The 26,260-nt window shown below is 56.3% G+C and carries 21 protein-coding genes; 5 read left to right on the plus strand and 16 right to left on the minus strand.

Features of this window, described 5'->3' with window-relative positions; genetic code table 11:
• Positions 1-1,083: DUF1343 domain-containing protein (locus Q9S52_RS05340; RefSeq protein ID WP_304708403.1), on the plus strand; the 1,083-nt coding region annotated here is incomplete at its 5' end.
• A gap of 719 nt (positions 1,084-1,802) precedes the next feature.
• Here the strand turns inward: Q9S52_RS05340 and Q9S52_RS05345 are convergent.
• The 16 genes from Q9S52_RS05345 to Q9S52_RS05420 all read right to left on the minus strand — a co-directional run bounded on the left by Q9S52_RS05345 (position 1,803) and on the right by Q9S52_RS05420 (position 21,154).
• The gene (locus Q9S52_RS05345; RefSeq protein ID WP_304708404.1) at positions 1,803-2,561 is read right to left on the minus strand and encodes a hypothetical protein; all 759 of its coding nucleotides are present in this window, start codon (positions 2,559-2,561) and stop codon (positions 1,803-1,805) included.
• 441 nt (positions 2,562-3,002) lie between these two features.
• Positions 3,003-4,220, minus strand: a complete 1,218-nt coding sequence (locus Q9S52_RS05350) for a class I SAM-dependent rRNA methyltransferase (protein WP_304708405.1) — start codon at positions 4,218-4,220, stop codon at positions 3,003-3,005.
• A complete protein-coding gene (locus tag Q9S52_RS05355; protein WP_304708433.1) occupies positions 4,180-4,947 on the minus strand; it encodes a 3'-5' exonuclease in 768 nt (255 codons plus the stop codon). Before Q9S52_RS05355 ends, Q9S52_RS05350 begins: the two co-directional genes overlap by 41 nt.
• Before the next feature lie 168 nt (positions 4,948-5,115).
• On the minus strand, positions 5,116-6,174 hold the full coding sequence (locus Q9S52_RS05360; RefSeq protein ID WP_304708406.1) for a DUF2971 domain-containing protein: 1,059 nt from the start codon (positions 6,172-6,174) through the stop codon (positions 5,116-5,118).
• 226 nt (positions 6,175-6,400) lie between these two features.
• Positions 6,401-7,918 carry a peptidase G2 autoproteolytic cleavage domain-containing protein gene (locus Q9S52_RS05365; protein WP_304708407.1) on the minus strand — a complete coding sequence of 506 codons (1,518 nt, stop codon included), beginning with the start codon at positions 7,916-7,918 and terminating at the stop codon, positions 6,401-6,403.
• A 20-nt stretch (positions 7,919-7,938) separates the two neighbouring features.
• The gene (locus Q9S52_RS05370) at positions 7,939-10,584 is read right to left on the minus strand and encodes a hypothetical protein (protein WP_304708408.1); all 2,646 of its coding nucleotides are present in this window, start codon (positions 10,582-10,584) and stop codon (positions 7,939-7,941) included.
• A gap of 58 nt (positions 10,585-10,642) precedes the next feature.
• Positions 10,643-11,620, minus strand: a complete 978-nt coding sequence (locus Q9S52_RS05375) for a hypothetical protein (RefSeq protein WP_304708409.1) — start codon at positions 11,618-11,620, stop codon at positions 10,643-10,645.
• A complete protein-coding gene (locus Q9S52_RS05380; RefSeq protein WP_304774187.1) occupies positions 11,610-16,466 on the minus strand; it encodes a phage tail tape measure protein in 4,857 nt (1,618 codons plus the stop codon). Before Q9S52_RS05380 ends, Q9S52_RS05375 begins: the two co-directional genes overlap by 11 nt.
• 9 nt (positions 16,467-16,475) lie before the next feature.
• Positions 16,476-16,640: a hypothetical protein gene (locus Q9S52_RS05385; RefSeq protein WP_304708410.1), complete on the minus strand. Its 165-nt coding sequence runs from the start codon at positions 16,638-16,640 to the stop codon at positions 16,476-16,478.
• A 32-nt stretch (positions 16,641-16,672) separates the two neighbouring features.
• On the minus strand, positions 16,673-17,149 hold the full coding sequence (locus Q9S52_RS05390; RefSeq protein WP_304708411.1) for a hypothetical protein: 477 nt from the start codon (positions 17,147-17,149) through the stop codon (positions 16,673-16,675).
• Between the two features lie 2 nt (positions 17,150-17,151).
• Positions 17,152-17,757, minus strand: a complete 606-nt coding sequence (locus tag Q9S52_RS05395; protein WP_297628694.1) for a hypothetical protein — start codon at positions 17,755-17,757, stop codon at positions 17,152-17,154.
• Between the two features lie 2 nt (positions 17,758-17,759).
• A complete protein-coding gene (locus Q9S52_RS05400; protein ID WP_304708412.1) occupies positions 17,760-18,290 on the minus strand; it encodes a hypothetical protein in 531 nt (176 codons plus the stop codon).
• A complete protein-coding gene (locus Q9S52_RS05405) occupies positions 18,287-18,694 on the minus strand; it encodes a structural protein P5 (protein ID WP_304708414.1) in 408 nt (135 codons plus the stop codon). Before Q9S52_RS05405 ends, Q9S52_RS05400 begins: the two co-directional genes overlap by 4 nt.
• Positions 18,600-18,989: a hypothetical protein gene (locus Q9S52_RS05410; protein WP_297628700.1), complete on the minus strand. Its 390-nt coding sequence runs from the start codon at positions 18,987-18,989 to the stop codon at positions 18,600-18,602. Before Q9S52_RS05410 ends, Q9S52_RS05405 begins: the two co-directional genes overlap by 95 nt.
• A 1-nt stretch (position 18,990) precedes the next feature.
• Positions 18,991-20,022, minus strand: a complete 1,032-nt coding sequence (locus Q9S52_RS05415) for a phage capsid protein (protein WP_300725905.1) — start codon at positions 20,020-20,022, stop codon at positions 18,991-18,993.
• 22 nt (positions 20,023-20,044) lie between these two features.
• Entirely contained in the window at positions 20,045-21,154 is a 1,110-nt protein-coding gene (locus Q9S52_RS05420) for a head maturation protease, ClpP-related (RefSeq protein ID WP_304708415.1), read from the minus strand.
• Between the two features lie 118 nt (positions 21,155-21,272).
• Here Q9S52_RS05420 and Q9S52_RS05425 point away from each other — a divergent pair, with 118 nt between their 5' ends.
• From Q9S52_RS05425 to Q9S52_RS05440, 4 genes are read left to right on the plus strand one after another with little or no spacing between them, the layout of a single operon-like run.
• Complete coding sequence (locus Q9S52_RS05425) at positions 21,273-21,719, plus strand: YfeC-like transcriptional regulator (protein ID WP_304708416.1); 447 nt, start codon at positions 21,273-21,275, stop codon at positions 21,717-21,719.
• Positions 21,716-23,242 (plus strand): hypothetical protein, encoded by a 1,527-nt coding sequence (locus tag Q9S52_RS05430; protein ID WP_304708417.1) that lies wholly within the window; start codon positions 21,716-21,718, stop codon positions 23,240-23,242. Before Q9S52_RS05425 ends, Q9S52_RS05430 begins: the two co-directional genes overlap by 4 nt.
• 11 nt (positions 23,243-23,253) lie before the next feature.
• Positions 23,254-23,667, plus strand: coding sequence for a phage protein Gp36 family protein (locus Q9S52_RS05435; protein ID WP_297628710.1), 414 nt, complete (start codon positions 23,254-23,256; stop codon positions 23,665-23,667).
• A 9-nt stretch (positions 23,668-23,676) separates the two neighbouring features.
• Positions 23,677-26,172: a DUF935 family protein gene (locus Q9S52_RS05440; protein ID WP_297628712.1), complete on the plus strand. Its 2,496-nt coding sequence runs from the start codon at positions 23,677-23,679 to the stop codon at positions 26,170-26,172.
• The last annotated feature ends 88 nt before the right edge of the window (positions 26,173-26,260 follow it).

Consider the following 26,260-nt stretch of genomic DNA (forward strand, 5'->3'; position numbering starts at 1 on the left):
ATTTTGGACAGTGCGGCACGGAGGGGGATGTTCGAGCTGGCGGCGCTCTACGGGCCGGAGCATGGGGTGCGGGGGGATGCGGAGGCGGGGCAGGCGGTGGCGTCGGGGGTGGACAAGCGGACGGGGGTGAGGGTGTTCAGCCTGTACGGACGAACGACGAGGCCGACGAGGGAGATGCTGGAGGGGGTGGAGGTGCTGGTGTTCGACATTCAGGACATCGGGACGCGAAGCTACACGTACATCTCGACGATGGGACGGGTGATGGAGGGGGCGGCGGAGGCGGGGGTGCCGGTGGTGGTGCTCGACAGGCCGAATCCGCTGGGAGGATGCCGGGTCGAGGGGCGGGAGGAGATCGAGGCGGGATACGCATCGTTCGTGAGTGCGTATCCGATACCGTACATTCACGGGATGACGGTGGGCGAGCTGGCGAGGATGCTCGACGGGGAGGGGATGTTGCGGGGAGGGGCGCGGTGCGGGCTGACGGTGATTCCGATGGAGGGGTGGCGACGGGAGATGGGGTGGGAGGAGTGCGGGCTGCCGTGGGTGGCGACGTCGCCGCACATTCCGACGGCGGAGGGGGCGCTCTACTATCCGGCGACGGGGACGATCGGGGAGCTGGGGACGCTCCATATCGGGGTGGGATACACGTTGCCGTTCCGGACGGTGGCGGCGGGGTGGATCGGGGATGCGGAGGGGTTGGCGCGGAGGCTCAACGGGTTGCCGGAGCTGGCGGGGTGTCGCTTCCGACCGATTCACTACCGGCCGTTCTACGGGGCGGACAAGGGGACGATGATGCACGGGGTGGAGATTTTCCTGCCGAGGGAGGCGGGGGAGGCTGATTCTCTTCTCTTTACGCTGGTTCCTTTCTACATCCTACAGGAGCTGGCGGCGATGGCGCCGGGACACAAGCCGTTGGAAGAGGCGGCGGAGGGCCGGTTGGCGATGTTCGATAAGGTACTGGGAACGCGGCAGTTAAGACGGTTGTTTCTGGAGGCGGGGTGTCGGGTGACGCCGCAGATCAGGGGGTTCTGGAGGCCGTCGAGGGGGTTTCTCGAAAAACGGGGGAAGTATCTGATATACTGACCTTTATTATTATCCTGAATCTGGCCGCCCCGGGCTTCCGCGAGAGAGCCGATGGCGGGCTGAGCTACGTCGGCAGTCACGGGTTCAGTTATTCGTCGTTTGTGAACGGAATCAATGGGGTGTACTTGGATTTCTACGTGACGTACCTCAATCCCAGCTACGCGAGCAGCCGCGCCTACGGTCTTCAGTTGCGCTGCCTCTCGGAATAAACGGACGCACGGCGTCTTTTAATGGGCGCCTCTATCTCCATTCTCTGTTCGCGCGCCGGGGGAAATCTTGTCAAAACGTGCAAGCAAGTTTTGACGATTTCCCTCCTAAGGCGTGGCGCGCGGTCGAGCTTCGACCCGGATGAAACTGCCCTGCGCGGGCGGCGTCCGGTTAATAAGGCAAAGAGAACCCTAGCAAAACGCCCGATGGGCGCCCCGGCGGGACGGAGCGATACTGCGTATCGCTTAACCGCCTCAGCCCAACTCTTTGTTCGCGCGCCTGGGGAAATCTTGTCAAAACGCACAAGTGCATTTTGACGATTTCCCTCCTAAGGCGGGGCGCGCGATGATTTGAGGGTACTGTTCTTTTTCTGAAGAAAAAGAACCAAAAAGACTTCAGACGGATGCTGCGCATCCTAAAACTGCCGGCGGCGCAAATCTTTGTGAGGCGGTGACAAAGAACTCGGTTCTGACGCGAATAGCCAAACGAAAATCGATGGTTTTACACTCGTCCTATTGCAGGGTCACGGCGACTTCCAACGGGGGAAGGCTGTCGCGACGAGGCGGACGAGGGTGAGGAGGACGAAGTACCGGCAAGGACTGACGGTCGGGTTCGTACTTCGGACGCATGGTCGAACGGATGTTCTCGTCGGTAAAACCGGCCCACGCGGGGGTCTGGTTCCGATAACGACGCTCGGCTTCGGAGCGGGTCATCCCGTAACGCGGCTGTTCGCTCACGGCTTTGCCGTCGCGAATGGCTTGCTGTTGCTCGGAAATAGACTGCCGGGTATTGGCGTCGACGGACTCTTGGTGGAAACCCATCGAGGGGATATCGGTGGAGGTGCCGGGACGGCCGAAGGAGAAGACGACGGTGCGTTTCTTGGCCGATTTCGAGGCGCGGATCCGGCTCATATCGAAAGCGGGAATGCGACGCATCCCTTCTAAAACGGCGTCGCGAAGCCACATCTCGGTGCGGCTTTTCTCTTCGAAAAAACCGGTCCAGCCGTCGGTCTCGTTCTCGATCTCCAGCTGGCGAAGGGCGCCGTCGGGGGCGATCACGAAGGTGCAACGAACGGCGGCGTCGATGTCGCCGACGGTGCGGCCGTCGGGGATGGTCAGAACGAAGTACTGGGCCACGTGCAGCAGGATGGCGTTGTACTCTTTGTCGCCTTTGAGCACGGGACGGGCGCGGATCTGCTGGAGGGCCGAAACGGGCTGGGACAGCTGCTGTAACCCGATGAGGATCAGAAGGATCAAATAACGGCGTTTCATCTTGCTCGGGGCTTTCATGGTAAAACGTGGCGCGGGGGGCGTTTAGTATCTCGCGGTGGGGGTTTTTAGGGGTTGGAAATCAAAATTTTAGGGGGCCGAAAAAAGGCCGAAAAAAAGCGGAGGGAGGGTTCTCGGGCTCTGCTGGTCGCGGGGGAGGAGGGAGGGCTTCGGATGCCGGGAAAATCGGCAATCTATCACTCTATTTATCAGTCCGTTACACAAGTCGAAACGAAATGGGTCGGGGCGATTCCGTTGCTGCATTATGTTGCATTTTTACAACACAATATTTAAAAGTTACTACATTATATTTAAATTCGATTGAAACTTAAAAAGTGAAATCGCCTCTAAAAGTATCTGTAAGAGGGTTTCGATTTAAAAAATTACAATAAAATGTATAAAAACCGGTTGAAACACGCAAGGGGTGTGCCGAACAAAAAAGGGTCACTCGACGTAGAGGACGAGGCCTTTCAGGTATTCGCCTTCGGGGTGGTAGATGTTGACGGGGTGGTCGGCGGGCTGGGTCAGCTGGTGGAGGATGCGGACGCGGCGGCCGGCCTGGGCGGCGGCGCTGAAGACGGCTAAACGAAACTGTTCGCGCGAGACGGCTTGGGAGCAGCTGAAGGTGAAGAGGAGGCTGCCGGCGGGCATCTTCTCTAGGGCGGCGGCGTTGAGCCGTTTGTAGCCCTGGAGGGCGTTGGGGAGGGCTTTTTGGTGTTTGGCGAAGGCGGGAGGGTCGAGGATCACGAGGTCGTAGGCGTCGGGGGGCATCTGGCGGACGTAGGCGAGGGCGTCGGCGACGAGTTCGCGGTGGGGAACGGTGGGGGTGCTCAGGGCGATGTTCTCGGTGCAGAGGCGGATGGCTTTCTCGGAGCTGTCGACGGAGTCGACGGAGAGGGCGCCGCCGCGAAGGGCGTAGACGGAGAAGCCGCCGGTGTAGCAGAAGGTGTTCAGGACGCGGCGGCCGCGGGCGTAGTGGCCGACGAGGGCGCGGTTGTCGCGCTGGTCGAGGAAGAAGCCGGTCTTCTGGCCGCCTTCCCAGTCGGCGCGGAAGGGGTGGCTGTTCTCGAGCACGAGGCGGGGGTCGAGGGGATGAGGGGTGGGGTCGTCGGTGCGCCAGAGGTAGCTGTCGACGGGGTCGAGGCCGCTCTTGGGGGGAAGGGTGCCGGAGCTTTTGTCGTAGACGGCGTGCAGCCGCTCGGGGCCGTAAACGGTGCGGAGGGCGTGGGCGAGCTGGTGGCGGACGAGGTACATGCCGACGGAGTGGGCCTGGATGACGGCGGTGGTGCCGTAGATGTCGATGACGAGGCCGGGTAGGTTGTCGCCTTCGCCGTGGACGAGGCGGTAGCAGGTGGTGGAGGGGGTGTCGGTCAGGCGGAGGGTCTGGCGCAGGCGGTAGGCGGCCTGGAGCCGGCGGTGCCAGAAGTCGGGGTCGATGGTCTCGGCGGGGTCGAAGGTGAGGATGCGGACGGCGATGGAGCCGATGCCGCAGTGGCCGCGGGCGATGAAGTCGCCGGTGGAGGTGTAGAGGTCGACGAGGTCGCCTTCCTGGGGCTGGCGGTCGGCGCGGGAGATGGCGCCGGAGAAGACCCAGGGGTGGCGTCGCTGGAGGGATTGTTCTTTACCGGGTCGAAGGGTCAGACGGGGAAGGGGTTGTGTCATGGTTGTTGTCGGATGTGTTGTGGGTGGAGTGGGAACGGGGGCGGCGGCGAGGGCGGCGGGCGGGTTTACGCCCTACGGCTGCGGCGGCGGAGGGTTCGGGACAGATGGGCTGCTGACGGAGGTGCTGTTCCTGAAGGCGTTCCATCAGGCGGGGGTCGTCGGCGCGCAGGCGGAGGTAGATTTCGCGGCAGACCCAGGCGTCGAGGGCGGCGTAGTCTTGCTGGGCGGGGGTGAGGGGGTCGGCGTCCCAGTTGGTGAGGCGTTGGGCTTTGGAGATTTTGCGGCCCAGGACGATGGCGGCCATCTTCTTGACGCTGAGTTCCTGGATGCCCCAGTGGGGGACGAGGGTCTGGAGGTCGAGAAAGCCGGCGGGGAGGAGGTCGGCGACGCGGCGCATGCTGCGGAGGTCGTCGCGGAGGGCGGCGCCGATTTTCAGAACGTCGGGGGAGGAGAGGAGACGGCAGAGGGGGGCGGAGAGGGGCTGGAGGCGGACGCGGAACAGGAGGGCGGTGTCGGCGGTGGCGATCTGGATGAGGGAGAGGGGGTGGCGGATGCCTTTCTCGAAGGAGGGGCGGGTCTCGGTGTCGTAGCCGAGGAGGGTGGCGCCGGAGAGTATCCGTTCGGCTTCGAGGAGGGTCTCGGGGCTGTCTACGACGAGGATCCGGCCGGGAAAGTGGCAGAGGGGGCAGGTGTCGAGTTGGTCGGTGCTTATGGTGGGCTGGTACATCGGTACAAAGGTACGCTTATTTTTCGGGATGAGGTGCGGGGGTGGGTTTTCGCCGAAAGTTACGGGGGGGGTGGGGGCGATTTCTTTTGCGATATGTGATTTATCGTATAATCGGCAAAACGGAAAGTACCGACTTTGCAAAACGAAAAGTACGAAAAATTTTATATGCTATTTAATTGCTGTTATCCTTAAATCATATTTACGGCTTTCAGTGTCAATATCTACCTTATACTCCTCTAATCCCTTTTTAATGGCTATTTCATGCAAGACATCTCTATTCTCTTGAGTTATATCTGGGCCATAATATATTGCTGTTAGGCATCCAACGTCTGGTATTGACTCATAATCATGTTCGTTCTTGAGGTTGTAATAAAGCATTCTCCATTCACGCTCGTGTTCGTATTCGTTTTTATCTTTATAAAGATAAGATTTATACCAATGCAACTCATTAATTGACATACTGGATATCAGAGCGTTAAGCAGAGGATGCTTGTCGTCGATTTGTTTAAAATATTCATATGTATAGATAATCCCTTCATCTAATGTAACATCGGGTCTTAAGTCTGTATATATAACAGGAAATAAACATACATTTAATGCCTGTTGAACATATCTAAAGATGCAATCTTTCAAATTGTATTCCAATGCGAAACCCTTATATCCGTCAGCATATCTGTCCCACATATATTTGGATTGTACGCTTTCTGTGAAGCAAGCGATTTTGGCACTATTGCGGGGAGTACGAAAACGAGATTCTTGTTTTTTTACTGCGGCCTGAATGTGGTTGCAAAAACCAATATATTCATCTTTAAATATCTTGTCTACGATTTGATCATCCGTATATCCACATTCCTTGTAGTAACTGATTAAAGCTGCTTTTTCTGCCTTTATATTGGGCGATTTTTGTGCGATATGTGAGAGAACCATTTGCAATCCGTCTCTCAATGACCTTTCAAGGTCTTCACGTATTTTGTCTTGATTTACATATACATAGGAATCATATTTATCAGGAAACATTCCGGCATGACACAACGATAGGGTTCCGTTCTTAAAATCTTCAACAGAATAGTTATTCACGCCTCTATAGCGAAATAGTTTTTTCGGTATATTCGAAAGGACTGCCTTATGAATATCAATCCACACCTTTGATTTCGATTCTCGATCCATATTGGATGGGATATAAGTAGTTTCTATAATTTTCCGAAATTGCTTTCTAAAATCTGACATCTGTAGACGAGTGTTGTTTTACTTGACTGATTTCCCAACAGTCTTCCGTTTAAACCCAATAGGCCATCTCAAAGGTATATAATCTGAAACAGATTGCACTCCTAAAATTTTACAAGAAAAGAGCACATCTGCAATCGAGGGTTTAAAACCTCAAGTGCAGACATGCCCTTTTCTTGCAAATTGAGACTCTGTATAGAGGTCGGAGGGCTTTTCTCTGCCTACGAAGTTATTTGACAATGATCTTCGCTTGGGTATCGTTGATAACTTCCAGTACATAGTAGCCCGTTTGCGAGGTCGTTGAGAGGCCCTCTTGTCCCGGCGTGCAGAAGCCGCCAGCTTTCAGACTGCCGTCTTGTTGAATGAGTAGTTTACCGACCATTCCGACCGCATCCCATTCGGGACGCTTCAAGCGTGGCGTGTAGGTTTGTTTCGGATTGTAATCCGGATTCAGTTTGCGCACTTTGTCCATGCGGGTTTTCATAACCGGCTCCCCGTTTTCAATATCTTCATATTCGACCTCTACATCTTCATAGATAGGTCGGCCCCACTCATCATTCGCATACTTTCCTTGCCAAGCCAGCGGGTTGTCGCCGATGACGCTCGGCGCGCCCGATACCACACCGAGGATATAGGTGTCGTCCGGGGTTGCCAGTCGGATTTTAGAACCCTCCGGCACAACAAACCGACCTACGCGGTCTTCGTTGTTGGGATTTCCGTCGGCCCATTCGAAGAGTTCGGCGTAGTCGGCAGCCGGTGAAGTATAGGTGCCGTCGGCTTCGACGTTTCCGTTGAAGAAGACACGAAAGGCATCGCTTCGCTCTCCCTCGCTTTGTCCATTACCGATAGAGAAAGCTTTTTTATCAGCAGAATAGTAACTCAACGGCGGTGTAGACTCTTGTATATTATATATTCCAATAGCTGTTTGGCAGTAACAATCGGCTTTTGTAGAAAAACCTCCAGCATGAGAATAACGACCTTTAGCTTCTGAATATGCTCCTTCTGCATGAGAGATATAACCTGACGCCACTGTTACTTCACCTTCTGCATGAGAGATATAACCAGAAGCTATGGTGGTGTATCCTTCCGCGTGGCTGATGTTACCATTTGCGTGAGTACGTTGTCCTTCTGAGTGGCTATAATCACCAATCGAAAAACCTTGATACCCTTCTGCATGAGAAAACCTCCCCGCAGCTTTGGATCCTTGTCCTTCGGCATGGGAATAGATCCCTGAAGCAATCGTACCTCTCCCCTCTGCATGAGAATAATCTCCTTCGGCTTTATTGCTGGAGTAGTCGTTAAATATCTCTCCTGATGTAGTTCCAGGATATGCTTGTCCGACGCCTCCGCCGGTTCCGTCGCTGGCTGTAGCGGATAGCGTCCCGTCTTCAGCGATCTCCAGCCCCTCGCCTACCTTGACGCCGCCCAACTCCGTGGCCGTGGCCGGAGCCAGGGTGTAAGCGTTGGCCTCCTCTTCGATTCCGGAAAGTTTCTCGCGTTCTTCGGCGGTCATAACGACCTTTTCTTCCGTGTCGGTAATCATGTTGGCCGGATGGCTTTCAGGATGGGTGTAGGCATTAGCGCCCTCTTCGATGTCGGCCAGTTTTTCGCGTTCGGTATCGGTCATCAGACCGGCATGATCGGCGGCATCGACTTTCGAGGCTTCGAGTTGTTGAAAATTACGGTCGTAACCCTCGGCCACTGTAGCGGCCGAGTCGCCCTGGGCGGGTTTGTAAAATGCGGTCATCTCGTAAGATTTTTTAAGACTTAGTGCGTAATCAGGTTGATCAACCAACGATATCGTTGATAACCCTCTTGGTGATAGATATACAGGTGTGTCCAGCCTACGCCTCCAATAGCGTGGGAAGTGAACTCGCTGTTGCCTTTTCGAATCAGGGAACCGTCGGCGGTTTTCACATCGACGGCTCCGGAGTAGTTTCGACGAACGTAGATCATTTGCCCCGGGAAAGGGTCAATTGGCAGGGTGACGGTTATTTTTTCGGTGTTGTCGCATACGACAATACCGTCTTCTGTTATGGTGTAATCACATGAAATTGAACGTGATTTTATGCCGAAGTTTTGAATGCAACCGTATTGCATGAGTAGGTCACCTTCAACTTTCATAGTACTGAGGCCAGAGCCTCTGACCTCCAGAACAGGCCCCATGGCGTTGGGATTGATTCGGATATGTCCGTACGGGAGGACTATATCTCCTTCGGTTAGCCCTCCGGTCTCCCAATCGAGGCCGCCATCGATAATGTCGAATTTTCCGATTTTCGCACCGTTGTTTACGGCCAGTTGGCCGTCCCGGTTCCAAGTGATTTGGCCGCCGGCCAGCTGACCCGACCCGTCGTGTCGCAAGATGATTTTGGCAAGCGATTTCAAGGCAGCCTCATAGGTACCGCCGCCCCAAAGCAGGATATTATCCTGATTGGCGGCCAGACCGCCCGTCTCGATGCCGTCGGCTATCGTCTTAATGAGCGAGGTCAGTAGCAGGCCGCCGTCTGCAATGGTCTCGAAATGGTCGTCATTTTTGAACGTCACCGGCCCGGTAATCGTGCCGTTGTCGAGGTCGATCACCAGACGACGGGCCGCATCCTGTATTTTGCCGGTCGTCAGGCTGCCGCCGGCGATCTGGGTGAACCCATGTGTGGTGTTGAAAACCCGTGCCCCCTCGAACGGCGAGCTGATTACTCCGACCGGAAAGTGGTACCATCCCTCCAGGTCTTCGACCTCGATACGCTCGGTAGTCGCATAGAAGAATCCGTTATCGTTCGTTTTGCTGCACCGGGCATAGAGGTAATGTGCTTCGGGGGATTCGAGGACGATACGGGCACTCCCGAGTCGCCAAATACCATCGGTCGCCCCCTTATATACGGCGTGCTGTAACTTACCTTCGGTGGCTGTAAACCGGTCGGGGTCGTTGTCCGAATTGGCCGTAAAGGTAGCCCCGACGACGAATTGCCCGGCATGATTGCCGACCAGCAACAGCTCGGCGCGCAGAGATTCGAGCTTTGAGGCCAGCTCCTCGGCGTCGCGCCACGCCCGGCGCGAAAAGGCTCGTGCCTCGCGATAGACGGTATCGACCTCTTTCGTGACGTCCTGAATGTCTCCCTCGATCTTCTCGGCATAAGACGAATAGAGAATGGTATCGGACAGAACGAGGGAAAGACGGCGGGGGTCGTAGAGCGGATAAGTAAGCTCCGTGATGCGGATCGAGCTGCCGGCGGAAGTCGGCGTTTCGCAGACGACGACGCTGTCGCCGGGCCATAACCGGATGTGGTGACGGCGGATGTAGCGCGGGTCGATGTCGAGGGTGAAGGCGTAACGCTTCTCGCAACGCCGGTCGAGCTCTTTTTGGGTGGCCTCTTTCAATTCGGCCTCGGCGTCGTCCACATAGGACTGCGGCATAACGATGTGCAGCAGCACATAGGAGTCGCCGACCCGAGGGCGACGCGTCGCGGAGGGGAGCTTGTAACCGTTGCTCTCCGAGACGTTGAATTTCAGCATACCGGTCGCCGGGTCGTAGTGCGTTACCGTGAAGCCCTCGCCGGTCAGTTCGCCGTCGGTGAACTTGATCTGTGCATCCTCTTCGCCGAGGTGGTCGTTCAGGTCGAACGGCAGCGAGACTCGAACGCTCCATGAAGTGGCGGTCGCGAGGTCGGCCGGTTCGACGACCTCCGTAAGCCGGGCGTCGCGCAGGCGCGGGTAGATGTCGTCGAACGTCACTATCTCTTCGCGGACTCCGTAGCGGGCGACGTTCTTTTCCAGATAAAGCCCCTCGAAGACGAGTGTCTCCGGTCGCGGATTCTCCTCCTGTCGATAGTAGGACGGCAGGTTCTTGGAGCCGCCCCGGCCGTACAGCCGCGTAGCGACCCGGCTGTTGGTGATTCCCTTCTTCTCCAAGGCATAGAGGCCGTTGCCGCAACCGTAGGCGAAGCGATAGGAGGTGTCGAGTCCGATGCGTTTGCGGACGAGGATCGTCTTGTCGCGTATCTCCCATTCGACCTGGAACGCTTCGCAGATCTCGGTCAGGGCGTCGAGGCAGTAGGTGTCCGAAAATTCGAGGAGCTGAGTTCCATTTTCCTCTTCGGTCTCCAGTTCGAACGCCGGATCGACGGCCCGAATCGAGGTCAGCAAGGCGTTCAGATGCTCGCGCAGGCCTCCGATATAGGGAAAGATCGTTGCTCCCTCGTCTTTGTGCAGGATGTGGGATAGGAGATGATAAGGGGCGTAAAAGACGAGATTGTATGTATAAGCCCCGGCGGTCTGTTTGTAATCCGGCTCCTCGAACAGGCTGTATCGTACGTCTTGCCACTCAATATAGTCCCCGGCCCGCAGGTCGAGCGGTTCCGGAACGGTGACGTCGTAGCGAATGGTCAGTTCACCCATCAGTTTGGCCGAAAGTTCCATTTTTTGGCCCAAGGGCAGAGCACAGACCGGGGAATCGGCCCGGTGTACGGTTATCCGGTTATTCGTTTCCACACTCCAAGAGTTTGATTTTGAATTTTGCATAGGTTTTTTCGCGTTTCTGTATGCCGGTCAGCGTGAAGCCTTCGGTGGCGAAACAGTCGTACGTCCGTCCCTGATGTCGAAGTCGGCGCACTCCGGCGGAACCGAACAACCAGTACAGCGAACGCACCTTTCGTTCGAAATCGGCCATGTCGGCCGCCACCAACCAGCCCGAAAGGGTCAGCGACCCCGGTTCCTGTCCGCCCGGCACGTAGAGCGTCTCTCGGGCGGCCGGTTGGGTGATTTTGATCTCTCGTCGGGCGGGAATCGTGGCCACCTCGGCGACTTCCGAGAGGATCATGCCGAAACTCTCCCACAGCCAATCGTCTATGTCCGCTCGTGGATTGCCGTACCAGGCACCGTTCCGATCCCACACTCCGGCGGTGTTCCACAGCCCCGTCTCCAACAGCCAGACGCCGGTCTCCATCCGATCGTACCACAGCGCGTCGTCGATCCATACGCCGCGTTCGTTCCAAAAACGGGTGGCCAGAATCCATTGCGCCGGTGCAGTGCCGGACAAATCGGGAGCGAACTCGTGAAAGACGAGCGTAATGCGTGCCGCGCGCGATGCTTTCAGTTCGACGGTCGCTTTCGTCTTTCGACTCACCTGCCACTGGCCCCAGTCGCATCGCAACTCGAATGTTGGCGGAAGGGTCTGGATAAAGGCCCGGAATGCCTCCAATCGTTCACGAAACAGCGGGCGATTCTCGCTGAAGATGGAACCCGTCAGCCGGATTTCGCGCGGGCCGAAGAGCAGGTCTTCTTCCTCTACATAGGGCTCTATGCCCTTCTCCTCCTGCCAGGTGTGGTAACATTCGCCCGCTCGCTTGGGCATATCCCACGCGCCGGAGAGTGCCAGATTGCTCCCCGGCGCGTGACCCGGGATGAAGCCGAAAGCCGACAGGGCCTGTCCGTTCACGTAGTACTCACTTGGCATAGACTCCACCTCCCCGATTCAAGTCGGACAATGCCGTTAAAAGTTGTTCCAACCGGTCGCGTAGACCGTCGGTGTTATCTGCCGTGCGACGGGTGTTTTCCTCAATCAGAATTTCGCGTTCCAGAATCAGTTTCACGTCTGCAAAGCCGTTCCGGAGAGACTGCAACTGTTCGCCGGCCAACTGACGCAACTCGGCGACTTTATCGTATGTCACCCGAAACAGCCCCTCCAACCGGGTGGCGGTCTCTTCGGTGATGTTTTCCCGAATCTCGCCGCTCAACCCTCCGTCCGTACCCATGCCGGGAACCAGACCGGCAGCGGCATAGGCGGTGTCTCGTTTTTGAACTGCATCGCGATAAATCTCCTCGTACTCTTTTTGCAGATCGTCCAGTTCGGTGTTTGAGAGTTTTCCGTCTTCCAGATAGGTACTCATCTTTTCGTACCACTTCTTCAGCTTATCGTTCAGGCCGGATGCCACTACGCGGTTGATGGCGTGCATCATGGTGGTTTGGAAATTCTCGGCCACATCGTCGAACGTAGCGTCCATATCGTCTAGGAAGTCCAGCAACTCGTCCCGCGCATCGTCGAGCGTAAAACCGGATAAAGCTTCGTTGGTCGCTTCTCCGAGTTCTTCCATCTTATCGCCGCATTCGATAATTGTTTCCAAATATTTCCGTGTCTCTTCGTCGAGTTTGGCCCATACGATCGGAAGCTCCTTTTGCAAACGTTTCAACTCTTCAGAGGACAGATCGAACAAACCCTCCATCTTCCCGGTTCCTTTCAGAGCATACCAATCGAACCCGGCGGCCTCAATGTCTTTCCAGTAATCAATGAGTCTTTTTTCTGTCTTATAGCCGTAACTGTGGTTATTCCTTGCACGCGATTTGAGGTACGCTTTACCCAGTTCGCGAGTCGCCTCGATCTGCTTTTCGATCGTTTCGATCCCCTCTTTCGATGCCATCACAGCCTGAACGCCCGTCACGACCTCCAACAAGTCCTTTTGTCGATCGATGAGCTTGTCTGTCACATCCATATAGGCCTCGTAGGTCTTGATGGTCTCCTCGGACAGTTCGTGGTCTTTCGTAAACAGTTGCGCGATTTTCGTAGCCACCTGCAAGGCCGCACTGATGACAGCAAGAATGACCGATGCACTTTCCACTCCCTTGATAGCGGTCGAAGTGGCTTCCGACGTGCTTTGCACGGCCGTTGCACCACTGTCTGCTACTTGTAAAATACTGCCGATAAGCTGTGTCATGGCCGTGGCGATCTCACCTCCTAACTCGATCGCTTCGCCGGCCGTGCCGCCTATCGCCTCGCCGATTTCACCGAAAGAGTCGTATACGTCGTTCAGAACACGTTGTAATTCGGCCCATGTCTTCAACTCTTTCGAGGTCGGCGCGTTGGTTTGTCCGCCTTTTTTATTTCGTCGTTCCAGCTCTTTTTGTGCTGCATTCAGCCGTTTCTGCTGGGCGGCACGTTTGGCCGGATCACCCTCTTTGCCGAGCTTATCCAATTCGATTTGGGCCTCATGGATGATTGAGATCAGACTCTCCGTTCCGTAGTATACCAGGGAATCTACAAAAGAGACGAACCCCTCTTGCGTAATGCCTAATTCCTCGGTTAAGGTTTTGAGTTCAGAATCCCGAATCGATTTTCTCTGTTCAATCTCGTTTTCCGCTCCTCCGCCCGGACGCTCTTTTCGCAGCCGGGCTACATCCTCGTTGAACTGCTCCTCAATGCGCATCCGCTCTTCTGTATATCGACGGTAACGCTCGACTTCCAAATCGAATTTCTCTTTCTCTTCCGCACGGTCGATCTTTACGTTGATCTCCACGAACTCTCGGCCGCTGATATTTCCGGCTCGTACGTCGTCGAAGGCTTTCTTGCGTCGTTTGTTCGCCTCTTCTTCGACGGCCCGGGTCTTCCGCTCCTCTTCGGTCAGAAAAACTTCGCTCAACTCGCGATAGGTCTCCTGTGTCTCCTCGGCATATTGACGATTGACTTCCGTTTTGGCATAGACCATCTTGCGAAATGCCTCGGAGGCTTGACGGTCGAATCCGGTAAGTTGATCGCCTGTAGCTCCTTTTTGTTTGGCCTCCGCTTTCGATTTGTCGATTTTTGCCAGCGTTTGCTGATATTCGAGGTCGATTTCGGCCAGTCGTTTGTTTTTGCCATCACGCATGGCGGCAATCCGTTGGGCCTGCGTGTCCAGTTCGGCCTGCCGTACCGTTTGTCCGACCTCCTGTACTCGTTTGGCGGCAGAGACTCCTTCTTTCTCCGTAACCCCGGTATAAGTTGCCAGCTCTTCGCGCAGTTTTTTCAAATCTTCGCTCGCTTTGGTAATCTCTGCCTCAGTGGCAGTAGATTCGCCCGAACGCATTTTTTTCAACTCCTTTTCCCCTGCGGCAATCGCCTTGCGCAGAGCGGCTACGCGCGCCGCGACTGTCTCGACTTGTTTAGTCGCATTATCGTTCGCTTCGACTATATTAGACCGCCGAGTTATTTCATTATTCAGTTCCTGTATAGCTTTATCCACCTTGGCAATTTCCAATTCTGCGTCTTGAACCTTCTGTTTGGCTCTATCTACTTCATTGAAAGATGCGCGAGTCGAGATAACACCAGCCTCCCCGTATCCCATTTGCGAAACATTCTGAGGAATCCTGCTCTCTGCTAACTTTAGTTCATTTTGAGCCTTGCTTCGTTCTTTCTCTTGTAACCTCTTTTGCCTATATGCCTCCTCTAATTCTTCTTGCGCAGCTTTAAGGCGGATTGATTTTTCAAACTCTTTGAGATACTTCTGGAGGGATTCGGTATTGTTATTGATTAATTGTCCTTCCGAGGTTAATTCTGCATGATAAGAAGGAACGATTTCTTTCAACCGATTTAACGCTTTCCGTCTTTCTTCATACGAATTGTTTGCATTATTAACAACATCTTGCAATGCTTGCAGTTTCGAGATCTCAGTATCTATTTCCTCCGAGGATTTTTTATTTGCTCGGGCTAATCCAAGGGTATTTTCAGTTGCTTTTTCTGTGTCGTCGCCGAAGAGCGACATGGCTGTCGCCGCCGTCGTAACGAGGGTGATGATAGCACCTAACGGATTGGACATAAACGCCGCTTTTAGCGCTTTGAATGAACGTGCCAAGCGGGTCGTAGCGACGGTGAGGAGATTTTTCGAACGAGCCGCCGCCCTGTCCGTTGCCTCTGCCAGCCGGGTTTGCAACGTATTGACCGCTGTGGCGGCCGCGGCCGCTTTGGTACGAGATGCCGAGAGGTTATTGGCGGCTGTTTTTCGGGCGATCGCCGCTGCGTGTCGTTCTTCCTGTGCTGCCGCCAATGCGGCTTCGACAGCTTCGACTCGCGCAGCATCGCCGGCCAGTTTGGCTTGCGCGAGTTCTTCCTGCCGTTGGCGGACGAGCTCTTTGGAGGCGATCGAACGTTGCAGCGCCGCTCGCATCGCTTCGGTCGCAGCGGTTTTCTCAGCGGCAGCCAACCGGGCCGACGTTTGTAGAGCCCGAGCTTCGGCGGCAATCTTTTCGCGGACGGCAATCGCCTGTTCTTTGGTCAGCCGGGTCAGGTTCGTAATTCCCAGCGCGCGTTGTTGCTCTTTCGTCAGCAAACTGGCCAGCTGGCGTGCCTCTTCGTCGTAGCGGGCATTTTCCATGGCGCGTTTGGCCGCAGCCGTCAGCAATAGTTGTGTCCGATAGGTACCGTAGGCTACGACCAGTGTGCCGACGGTCGCGATCATCTTATCCATAGCCCCGGTGGCGAACGCTTCGTTGAGCACCTCGGCCAAGCCGCCGACAGCATCTAAAGCTGCGTCTCCCATTCCGTAAAAAGTGGCCAGCAGGTTGTTTTTCAACAGTTCGATCTGCTTATCGGCGTCTTTCATTTGTTGGTCGAACGCCTTTCGTGTCGCTCCGCCGGCCCGGGCCATCTCGTCGAGATGCGCGGCAGCCGTCTCGGCATTTATTCCCGTCAAACCGAGCACCCCATTCACAGCTTCGATTTCGGGTACCAGCGCACGCAGTTTCGATTCGCTTCCTCCGGCCATCGCCGCCACTTCGGCCAAGGCTTCCTGCAACGAGCGGTTGTCGAAAGCTCCGTCGCCCAGTACTTTCGAGGTGGCGACGATAGCCTGCCGGATACGCGTCACCGCCTGGGCGGTGGGTACGCCAGACTTGGTCAGGGTTGCAATGGCGGCTAACACCTGATCCATCTCGACCCCGTAGGCCGCGGCCGTCGGTGTTACCTGCGCGATATAGGCAGCCAACTCTCCGAAGGTCGTTTTACCCAATCGGACGGCGGCAAACATCATATCCGAAACGTTTTCCGCTTCCGACGCGCTCTTTTGGTAGGCATTGAGAATCGAGGTGATGCCGTCCGCTGCGGTGGCCGTCTCCGTCACCCCGGCCACTGCTGCCCGGGCGGCCGTTTCGAGAACCGTCATACCGTCCGCCCCGTCGTGGCCGGCCGAGACGATCTGGTACAAGGCCGAGGCCGATTCGGTCGCAGCCACTGGTACTGTGGCGCTGAGATCGATGATCTTCTCCTTATACCCATCTAAATGGGTCGAAACTTCATCCGAAATGGTCGTTACCTCGCGCATATGGCTTTCGAAATCGCGCGCAAAGCGGAATGCCTCGCGACCGGCTGCGGCCAGAGCCGTAGCAATGCCGATTTTACCGACCACTTTGCTCAGACGTTGAAAATCGCTCTCCATCTTGGCAGTCGCGGCAGAGGTCGTCTGCTCCGTACCGCGAATAGCGGCATCGATTCGGGCCGATTCGCGTGCAAACTCCTCCGAATTGAGTAAATACCGTATGTCTACCGATTCGTCGGCCATAGTCTATGATTAAAAAGAGTTTATCAGATCGCGCAGATCGTCGTCTGTCGCCTCCGGAATCGCTTCGCGGTCGGAAACGTAGTGCGGCGCGTCGGCCAGCATCATGCGGATATTGACCCATGCGACCTCATGGAGAATATATCGGTAAGTCCATCCGAATTTTTCGGCGAGCATCGCGACGATGCCCCACGGGCTATGCAGGCCGACTACTCGGCCTGTTGATTCGCCGTGACGTTCGGGCTCAGATTGTCCACCGTGGTCATCAATCTGATAGAGCCGATAAAATCCGAGACACCGGCCGTCAGCATGAAGACCATCCAAGCCTCGGCAAATGCCGCCGGAGTGAGGTGACGGCTAAGCCACCGGGCGAACCATCGCCGCGGCAAACCTCTCCGACGAGCGGCGATCGCCAATATCTGCAATGCTGCACGGCCATGTGCCTGGAGCAGGCCATAGGACTTTTCCAGCGTCAGGTGATCGAGGTCGTCGGGATTCAATTCCATGCCGACGACAATCTCGCTGATGCGGATCAGTTCCGCCAATGTCGGCTGGCGGAGCGTGATGGACAACTGGCGACAACCGAACAGACGTATAAGGAGGGGTGCGGATACGCACTGCACCCGCACCCCTCGCTCCAGTAGCGTCGCGGCGGCGCGACGCTTCGTGTGGGTGGTTTCGTTCATGGCTACGATTTAGCGGACGACGTGGTTTTCGTGCTTTGCGTCGAGGCGGGAGCCGATGCGGATTGCGTCGAGACTTCGCTTTGCGTCGGAGGTACGACGGCTTTCGACGTGTCGATGATCGTCATCTTCTTCACCCCGGCGGCTTTCGGAACCAGTACTGTCAGCGTGTGCTCCAGCAGCCCATAGCCGTCTTTCTTGATCGCCCAGTTGATGCGCGAGAAGATTTTGGCACGGGCGATCTCCATTCGGAGACCGGACTTGGTGGTGAACCGGACGGACACTTCGCGCGGGGCAATGGAGTCCGGTGCCTCCCATTTGCCGCCATTCTCGGAGAGTGTACCGCCGAACGCTTTGTGACAACTGGCCGGATCGAGATCGGAGGTCGAAAATTTGAGGGTCGTTTTCCCGGGGATGTAGGTCTCCTCTTCCGGGTCGTCGAGCTCCTCGCACTCGCAGGAGACCGTTTCTCCTTCGGCCGTTTCAAGGGTCGCCGTGTCTTTGTAGGTCTTCCCGAGCGAGAAGTAGTCCGACTCGGACGGAAGGGCATCGCCGGTCAGCGGAGCGAGCAGGATGCCCTCTTCCGTCAGGCCGATTGCTTTTTTACTCATGTTCAGAAAAGTTTTAACAGGTTTTTAAAGGTCATATTACGCCATCCGGAGGCGATTCGAAGGAGGGTACGGAACAGGTAGAAAACGCCGATCCAGCATAGCCACCGTTGCCAACAGCGCAGACGATACTCCGTCTTCACATGCTCGACTTCGTAAGGTACGGGCACCTCCTCGCGGAGGATTACGGTGTCCGATCGAATCACCTCCCGCCACCGTTCCTGCACCCGGGCCTGCGCTGCGACCTGGAGTCGGTTGTTCTGTAATTCCAGCATCTGACGAACCAGCTCTCCGTTCTCGGCTTCCATCCGAGCGATGCGCACCCGGCCGAGGCTGTCGCATTCGAGCAGAGCGGCCAACAGGGCGTTGTCGGTGTTCGTGCGGAAGGTATCGACAATGCGTTCGGTACGAATGTGGCTGCTGTCACGCGAGGCGGTCACGACTTTCACGGCGCGCGGCGAGCAGGAAAACATCAGTGCCAGAGCGGCCAGCACGGCATAGGCGGCTACCAATAGCCACGAATCGCATTTCATCATGGCCGGTATTGAATGAACAGTTTCCACCCGGCCTCCACGTCGGCCGCGACGGCCGGAACCCCGTTTTCGACGAAAGACATCGCCGAAACGATGGGTACCATGACTTCGCGGTTATCCGTCGAAATGCGACTGTCCGGCGCCACGTGGGAGCGGCTTGCCACGGTGTTGATATAGGCTACTGTGTTGTTCTCCACGGGGGGTGCATAGCGGTCGATCATCTGCCGAAGGGTGTCGCACCCGTGGCGGCGTTTGTAGGTATCGAGCAGCACGAACATGGCGCGATAGCCCCAGGCCATGCTCTCGAATGTTTTAAAGGCCGGGTCTCGGCTTGTCGTCTCCCCCTTGTAGGTCGTCGTGCTCCGGCGGATATTCCCCGGATTCCGGTTTCTCAATCCTCTGGACATCGTTATACTTTTGTTGGTTGAACTCATTTTGCTTGATCAGTACCGGACACTTTACCGAGGGGGTGCGGCACAAAAAGGCGGCCTGGATTATCGTACTTTTGCGATCGAGCGCGTCGTCTTTCGCTTCTAACTTCGCTTCGAGCCGTTCGACTTTTCGATCCAGCCGTTTGAGCTCCTCCTGCTGCATACCGACTAATTTGGAGGTCTCGTCGATGCGGCGACCGTTCTTTCCGAGTATCCAGCTGACCAGCGCGACGGCAATGGGCGCAATTACGTAGATAATCCAGGTCTCCATGTTACTCTACGACCTCCCATTTGGCCTCGTCGGTGGCGAAAGCGGCCGAGGCGGTGTGGTCTTCGACACAGATATAGAGCAGATCGCCGGAGGTTACGAAATCGCCCTCCTTATACGCTTTGCCCGTAGCCCATGTCTCGGACGGCATACCCTGCACGATAGCCAGCACCCCTTTGTTGTCGGCCCGGCGGATGCGGCCGCCCAGCCGGAGCAGGAACGAATAGATGTCGCCGTAATAGAGCGGATTGCCTTCGTCGTCGAACAATTTGACATCCCCTTTCGCTCCTTCGACGCTGTCTTTGTGCCAGCAGAGCGCAGCAGCGCAGGTGGCAGCGGCGAACTCTTCGGCTTTCTCGACGGCTCCCATTCCGAGATACGAAAGCACATAGGCACGACTCAAGAATGTGAAACCGTACAGTTTCCCGATCACGCCGTTTTTCTCGTCGTAGGCGCGAGAGAAGTCGCGGGCTTGGTTCTCGGTCAGGCTGTCGGTGAACTGGTCTTCCATATCGGCGTCGAGCATGATGTAGCGATCGGTCGTCGGGACACCGTCTTTGTTGAACTGTTTCTGCGCCCGTTTCAGGTCTTTGGTAGTGAACTTCAGACGCGAACCGATCCCCATATGGGCCGGCACGGCTTCGCCGCTGGTGCGGATAATCCGCGAGGCGGGCGGTGCCCAGTTGTACAGCATCAGATCGCCGGCCAACTCGTTCAGGGCATTCTGCGTTTCGGTCAGCACCGAGGCTCGTTTGTCATACGACAATTCGCACTGGTCGGCGTCCGGAATATGAACCGGATCGGTGGTGATCTCGTCCAGCGTATAAGTGATGTCGGTGTCCTTGCGTCGCACCACTTTGGCCGGGAGATCGGTTCGGTTTTTCACCGCCTTCGGCGCGGCGCCGGCCTGCGGAATGTGAACCACTTTCCCTTTCAGGACGTACTGGTCGGCGTTCACGCACTTGTCCATGTGGGGATTGGCGGCAAAGATGCCCCCGACCAGGTGCTCCTGCCAGATTTCTACTTGTAATGGCATAATTCGTTTTTCTGTTTTTCGGTTAGTCTTCGTTCGGGTGGAATCGGGCGTCGAACTTGGTCTTGTACTCGTCCGGGTATTTGGCCTTCAGCTCGCCCAGCCGACCGGATTTGTCGAGTTCGTCCCACGAGGCCTCCAGCAAGGCTTTGTCTTTCTCCGTTTTATTTTTCAACTGGCTGTGGATCGGCTCCCGTTCGGGGATCGCCTCGAAAGCCGCGACAGCGTTCTCGGGATTCGTGTCGTACATGGCCGAGAATGTGTCGATCCCTTTGGCGTCGATCTTGCCGGATTTCACGCCGGCTTCGAGCTGCGCCACAAAGGCGGCTTTTTTCTCGGCTCGAATGGCGGCTTTGTAGTCGTTCAACTCCTTTTCCGCGGCTGCACGGGCCTCTTCGGCTTCGATCTTGGCTTTTTCGGCCTCGGCCTTAGCGTTGTGCAGCGCTTCGATGGCAGCGGAGATCTCTACCTCCGGCGCTTCGGCCTTGATGCCGAGCATCCCCGCGGCTTTTTCTGTGATTCTTCCCATTTCGGTATCGTTTTTTGATTGGTTGCGTTCGTCAATGCGGGCGCGGAGTTCGTCCGGCGCGAGAGCCATCAGAGCTTTTTGCCGCGAGGCCACGATCACGTCGCACAACCCCGCTGCTTTGGCCTCTTTGGCGGAAAACCAAGTCTCCTCGCTCATCAGTCGATCCACTTCGGCTTCATCCTTACCCCGTCGGCTCAAAATGCGAATCAGAGATTCACGCGTCCGGGCCAGTTGTTTCTTCTGTTTGGGGGTCAGTTCATCCGCCCCGGCGAAATAAGGATCGTGGATCATCAACCGGGCGAAGTCGTACATATAGAGTCGGTCGCCACAAACGGCGATCACGGCCGCCATGCTGGCCGCCACGCCGTCCACGTGTACATGGATCGGGGTGGTCATCTCCAGCATCGCTCCCACGATGCTGAGCCCCTGCATCACCTCTCCGCCCGGGCTGTTGATTCGCAGGTGAATCAGTTCGCACTGATGATCGAGCGAGGCCAGCTCCTGGGCGAAGAGATCGCCGTCGATTTTCTCGCCGATGGTTCCGTACAGACGGATCGTCGCTTCTTGTTTCTCGCGGTCGATGATGTCGATGTAGCTTCGTGGCATTCGGTTCTTTTTTCGGCAAAAATCGACGGTAAAAGTTCTCGTAACAAAAAGAGCAAAAACGCTTTATATGATTTTTTCAGATTGGCGCCGGCCGACCCATTTTTGCAGAAAAAAGGGCATGGAGAAGCAGACGAGACAACAGCGAAAGGATTTCGCCAAAACACTCTACCTCTCGGAGCGAGAAATCACGCAGAAAGAGATTGCGGCGCGCGTCGGAGTTACCGAGGCCACGGTCAGCAAGTGGGTTCGCGAGGAGCAGTGGGAGCGACTGAAAATATCGGTCGTCGGCGGTCGCGAAGAGTTGTTGGGGTGGTTGCACGCACAGCTCAACGCAATTCGCGAGGCGGTCTCCGGACGGGAAAAAAACAACTTCGTATCGAGCCGAGAAGCGGACACGATTACCAAACTGACGAATGCCATCAAAAAGTTGGAGACCGAGACGAACATCGCTCACAAGGTCGAAGTTGCTCAACAGTTCCTTGTATGGCTGCGTGCGAACGATCCGGAGAAAGCGATGGAGTTTCTGCCCCTGTTCGATGCATTTATCAAAGAGAGCTTGCGATGACGGTGGAAGAGAAAAAAGCCTACGAGGCGTGGTATGCCTTTCAGCGGGCCTTTCATTCCGGTTTGGAGATCGACCCGACCGAGACCCCTGCGGCTCGTCGGCAGCGCGTCAGGATGCTGGAAAAGGATGAGGAGGCGTGGTTCAAGTATTACTTCGCGCGGTTTTGCACGGCCGAGCCGGCACCGTTCCACCGGGCTGCCTCGAACCGGGTGCTAAACCATCCGGAGTGGTACGAGGTGCGCGCCTGGTCGCGCGAACTCGCCAAGTCGGCCCGTACGATGATGGAGGTGTGCTATCTGGTTTTAACCGGGCGAAAAAAGACGGTTATTCTGACCTCTAACATACAGAACAACGCCGAACGGCTGCTGGCCCCATATCGGGCATTCTTCGAGGCTAACGAGCGGGTGATTCACGATTACGGATTGCAGCGTTCTCCCGGCGTGTGGACATCCGAAGAGTTCACCACTCGTGGCGGGGCGGCTTTCCGGGCCGTAGGTGCCGGTCAAAGCCCTCGCGGCTCGCGAAACAACGAACTGCGCCCCGATGTGTTGCTGGTGGACGACTTCGACACCGACGAGGAGTGTCGAAACCCGGAGGTGCTCCAAAAGAAGTGGGACTGGTTCGAACAGGCCTTGTACCCGACGCGCTCCATCTCGACGCCACTGTTAGTCGTTTTCTGCGGCAACATCATTGCCGAGGACTGCTGTATCCGCCGCGCTATCGAGAAAGCCGACCACACGGACGTCATCAACATCCGCGATCGGAACGGCCGCTCCACCTGGCCGACCAAAAATACGGAGGAGATGATCGACCGGGCGCTGTCGAAAATCTCCTACAAAGCCCAACAGGGCGAATATTTCAACAATCCGGTAACGGAAGGAAATACATTCGACGAATTGACGTGGGGTAAAGTCCCGTCTCTGAATCGGTTTTCCTTTTTAGTGGCCTATGCCGACCCCGCACCGTCGAACAACGTCAAAGGACGCTCCTCATCGACTAAATCGCTCGTTTTACTGGGGTTCTATCGGGGGTTGTATTATGTCATCAAAAGTTTCGTAGACCACGCCAGTACGGACACTTTCGTACAGTGGTTTTTCGATCTGCGCGACTGGATCGGCGGCCGGTGTCCGGCGGTCTACTGGTACATCGAGAACAACACCTTGCAAGACCCGTTCTATTCGCAGGTCTACGTACCCGCCTTTGCCGCACGGGGTCGCCGAACAGGCGCCTATATCGGCATTACGCCGGACACCCGCAAAAAGGGCGAGAAGTTCGCCCGCATCGAGTCGGCATTGGAACCGCTCGTACGGCTCGGTCAGCTGGTGTTCAACGTCGAGGAACAGGGCAATCCGCACATGCAACGGCTCGAAGAGCAGTTCCGACTCTTCGGCCCCAAACTGTCGGCTCCGGCCGATGGTGTGGATGCCGTTGAGGGCGGGGTGTACATCGTACGCCAGAAAATGGCAGTCGGGGGAAATAGCTACACGCACATCTCTCGACGTAAGAATCCGAATCGAATATAAAACGCCGAAATATGTTCATCACACAAGAAGAGATGCAGACTCACCTGCGCGCCGAACACGCCGAACTGATTGCCCGCGGGGACGATACGATTCTGGCTGCTGCCCTCGACGGAGCGATCGCGGAGGCATGCGGATACCTCGGACGGTTCGATACCGACCGGATATTTACCGCGACCGGCGGAGAACGAAATGCCTTGCTGGTGATCTTCGTCAAGGATATCGCCGTGTGGCACTTCATCAATCTGTGCGGTGCGGGGAACTATTACGAGAACCGGAAATTTCGGTACGAGCGTGCCGTAGCCTGGTTGCGAGGCGTACAGCGCGGGGAGATCACGCCGGATTTTCCCCGCCGCACCGACGACACCGGGAAGACATCGACACCGTTCCAAATCACAAGTAATGCGAAGCGAGGCACGCATTTTTAATTCTGAACGATGGAAAAAATAGTTGCAAAAGAGCAGGAAGCACCGAACCTGCTGATCAATCAGATTACGGTCAAACCGGTATCCCGAAAGACTTCGGACATCGATCGCTGGCGTTCGGCCCTAAAGGCAGCCGACAGGGGTAAACGTCAGCAGCTGTACGCCCTATACGACGACTTGCTGATCGACAACATCCTTTCCGATGCGATCGACCAGCGGATCGAGGCGATTACCAATGCCGATATCACTTTCACGCGCAACGACGGGCCGGAGGAGGAGATAGACAACCTGATCCGGTCGGCTGCGTTCGAACAGCTGCTGACCGAGATCATGCAGGCCAAATTCTGGGGGATATCGGTCGTAGAGTTCGAGTTTACGGATTCCGGTTTTGTCGTGCATTCGCTCCCGCGCCGACATCTTCGACCTCAGTTCGGCGAAGTAGCCGTTGAGGAGAACGACGAACGGGGAATCCCGTATCGGGGAGACAATTTTATTCTGGAGGTCGGGAACCGCGACGACTTGGGGTTGATTCTGAAAGCCGCTCCCTTCGTGATCTACAAACGCAACGATTTCGGCGACTGGGCACAGTATGCCGAAGTGTTCGGTATGCCGACGCAAGTGTTCGAATACGAGACTTTCGACGAAGCCGCCCGGGTCGAGCTGACCAAAGCAGCCGAGGAGTGCGGCGGTCGGCCCATCGTCGTCGTCCCGAAAGGTTCGGGATTCCATGTCGAACCCGGTGCCGCTTCCGGAGACGGGGAGGTATTCGACAAACTGAAAAAAGCCTGTAATGAGGAGATTCTGGTCGGCATTCTCGGCCAGACCCTAACCACCGTACAAGGCGACAAGGGGGCGCGATCGCTTGGAGAGGTGCACATGCAGGTCAAAGAGGCCAAACACAAGTCGGATCGCCGATTCGTCCAGCGCATCCTGAACACCCTCTTTGTTCCGATACTGGAAAAACGCGGTTTTCCCGTGTCGGGCGGGTCGTTCTCATTCCCCGAACAGGGCGAAACGCTCACCTCCGAAGACCGGATGAGTCTGGCCGAACGGGCTGCACGACTTTCGGTTCCGGTACCGCAAAGTCACATTTACGAAATCACCGGCATCCCTCAACCCGAACCGGGCGACGAAGTAGTAGAGCCGACCGAACCGGATTACCCTGATCCAGGCGAATCGGGTGGACGCAACTGGATGGAAAGGGTCTTCGGTTTTTTCGCCGAAGCCCCCGTTACGGGGGCGACCACTGGCGAGCGTAACGACCTCGCAGAGACGGGAAACGACGGATTCGATACCCGGCTTGCCAAGCGCGTGGCGCGCGGAGAGGCACGCTATTTCGACCGGGAGTTGTTCGACCACACAGTCTCCCGACTCCTGAACGCTTTTCATGCCGGATGGCGAAACGGACGCGTCGGGTTGCGGAATAGCATCGAGTACGGCACCGCGGACGACGTGGTGCTGACAGCTATGGAGACCAACCTCTATCACTTTTCCGCCGCCAAGACTCTGACCGAAATTCAGCAACTGAATCAAGCCTATCGGGCGAGCCGCAGTTTCGAGGAATACATGGAACGGGCGGCGAAAATCACGGACACGTTCAATCGGCACTGGGCTCGTACGGAGTACGACACGGCCGGACAGGTCGCCGAAAGTACCTCGACCTATTATCGACTGCTGGAACAAAATCGACTCTTTCCCTATTGGGAGTATCGAACCGTGGGTGACGATAAAGTGCGTGAGGAGCACGCGGCGCTGAACGGATTGATTCTGCCGGCCAACGATCCCCGATGGCGGAAGATATACCCACCCAATGGTTGGGGCTGTCGTTGCTATGTGGTTCCCCGTATGCGGCACGAAGTAGAAGATGTCGATCCGGCCGAAATGCAACAACGGGCGGATGCCTATTTCGAGACCGGGGAGTTCAAAACCGCCGCCGCGCAAGGTTTCGGCGTGAACCGGGCCGAGCTGCGCGAAATCTTCACGACGAACCAGCAGTATATCCGCAAGTTTCCGACAAAAGCAGCCAAATACCTGAACCGGTTGGGGGCAACGGATTACGATCTGCCGACCGTGGCTAAACGACAGGCGGAAACCGTGTCTGACCTGCCGCGATACATCGGCACGGCGGCGGATTGGTTCTCGGAACGGCAGCGAGACGGTTCGGTCGTGCTGACAGACCGGCTCGGACGACGGGTGGCGCTCTCCGAAAAGACTTTCCGGACGCACACGACCGGGAGTCACGCCGGACGGGTGGAGTATCTTCGGGCCATGACCGAGACGCTGTCCGACCCGGACGAGGTGTGGATCAATACGGAGAAAGGGAAAAGCGCCTACGACAACTATACATTGATTCGCTATTACCGGGATGAGGTAGTCGTAGTCTGTTGCAAGATAGCCGGCGGAAAAGTGAATGAAGTGAAAAGCTGGTTCCCGTTGGCTGTGAAGAAAACCGTACAGAAGCACCACCGTCGTGGACTCTTGATATACAATAAAAAAGCCTCCCGATAAAGGAGGCTCGAATGAGTTGATAATTCCCTACGCTGGATGTCCCAGCCGTTGCAGGCAGCCGTCCACTCATGAGGCCCGCGTGCACACT

The sequence above is a fragment of the uncultured Rikenella sp. genome, from assembly GCF_948810725.1.
In the GTDB taxonomy this organism is placed as follows: domain Bacteria; phylum Bacteroidota; class Bacteroidia; order Bacteroidales; family Rikenellaceae; genus Rikenella.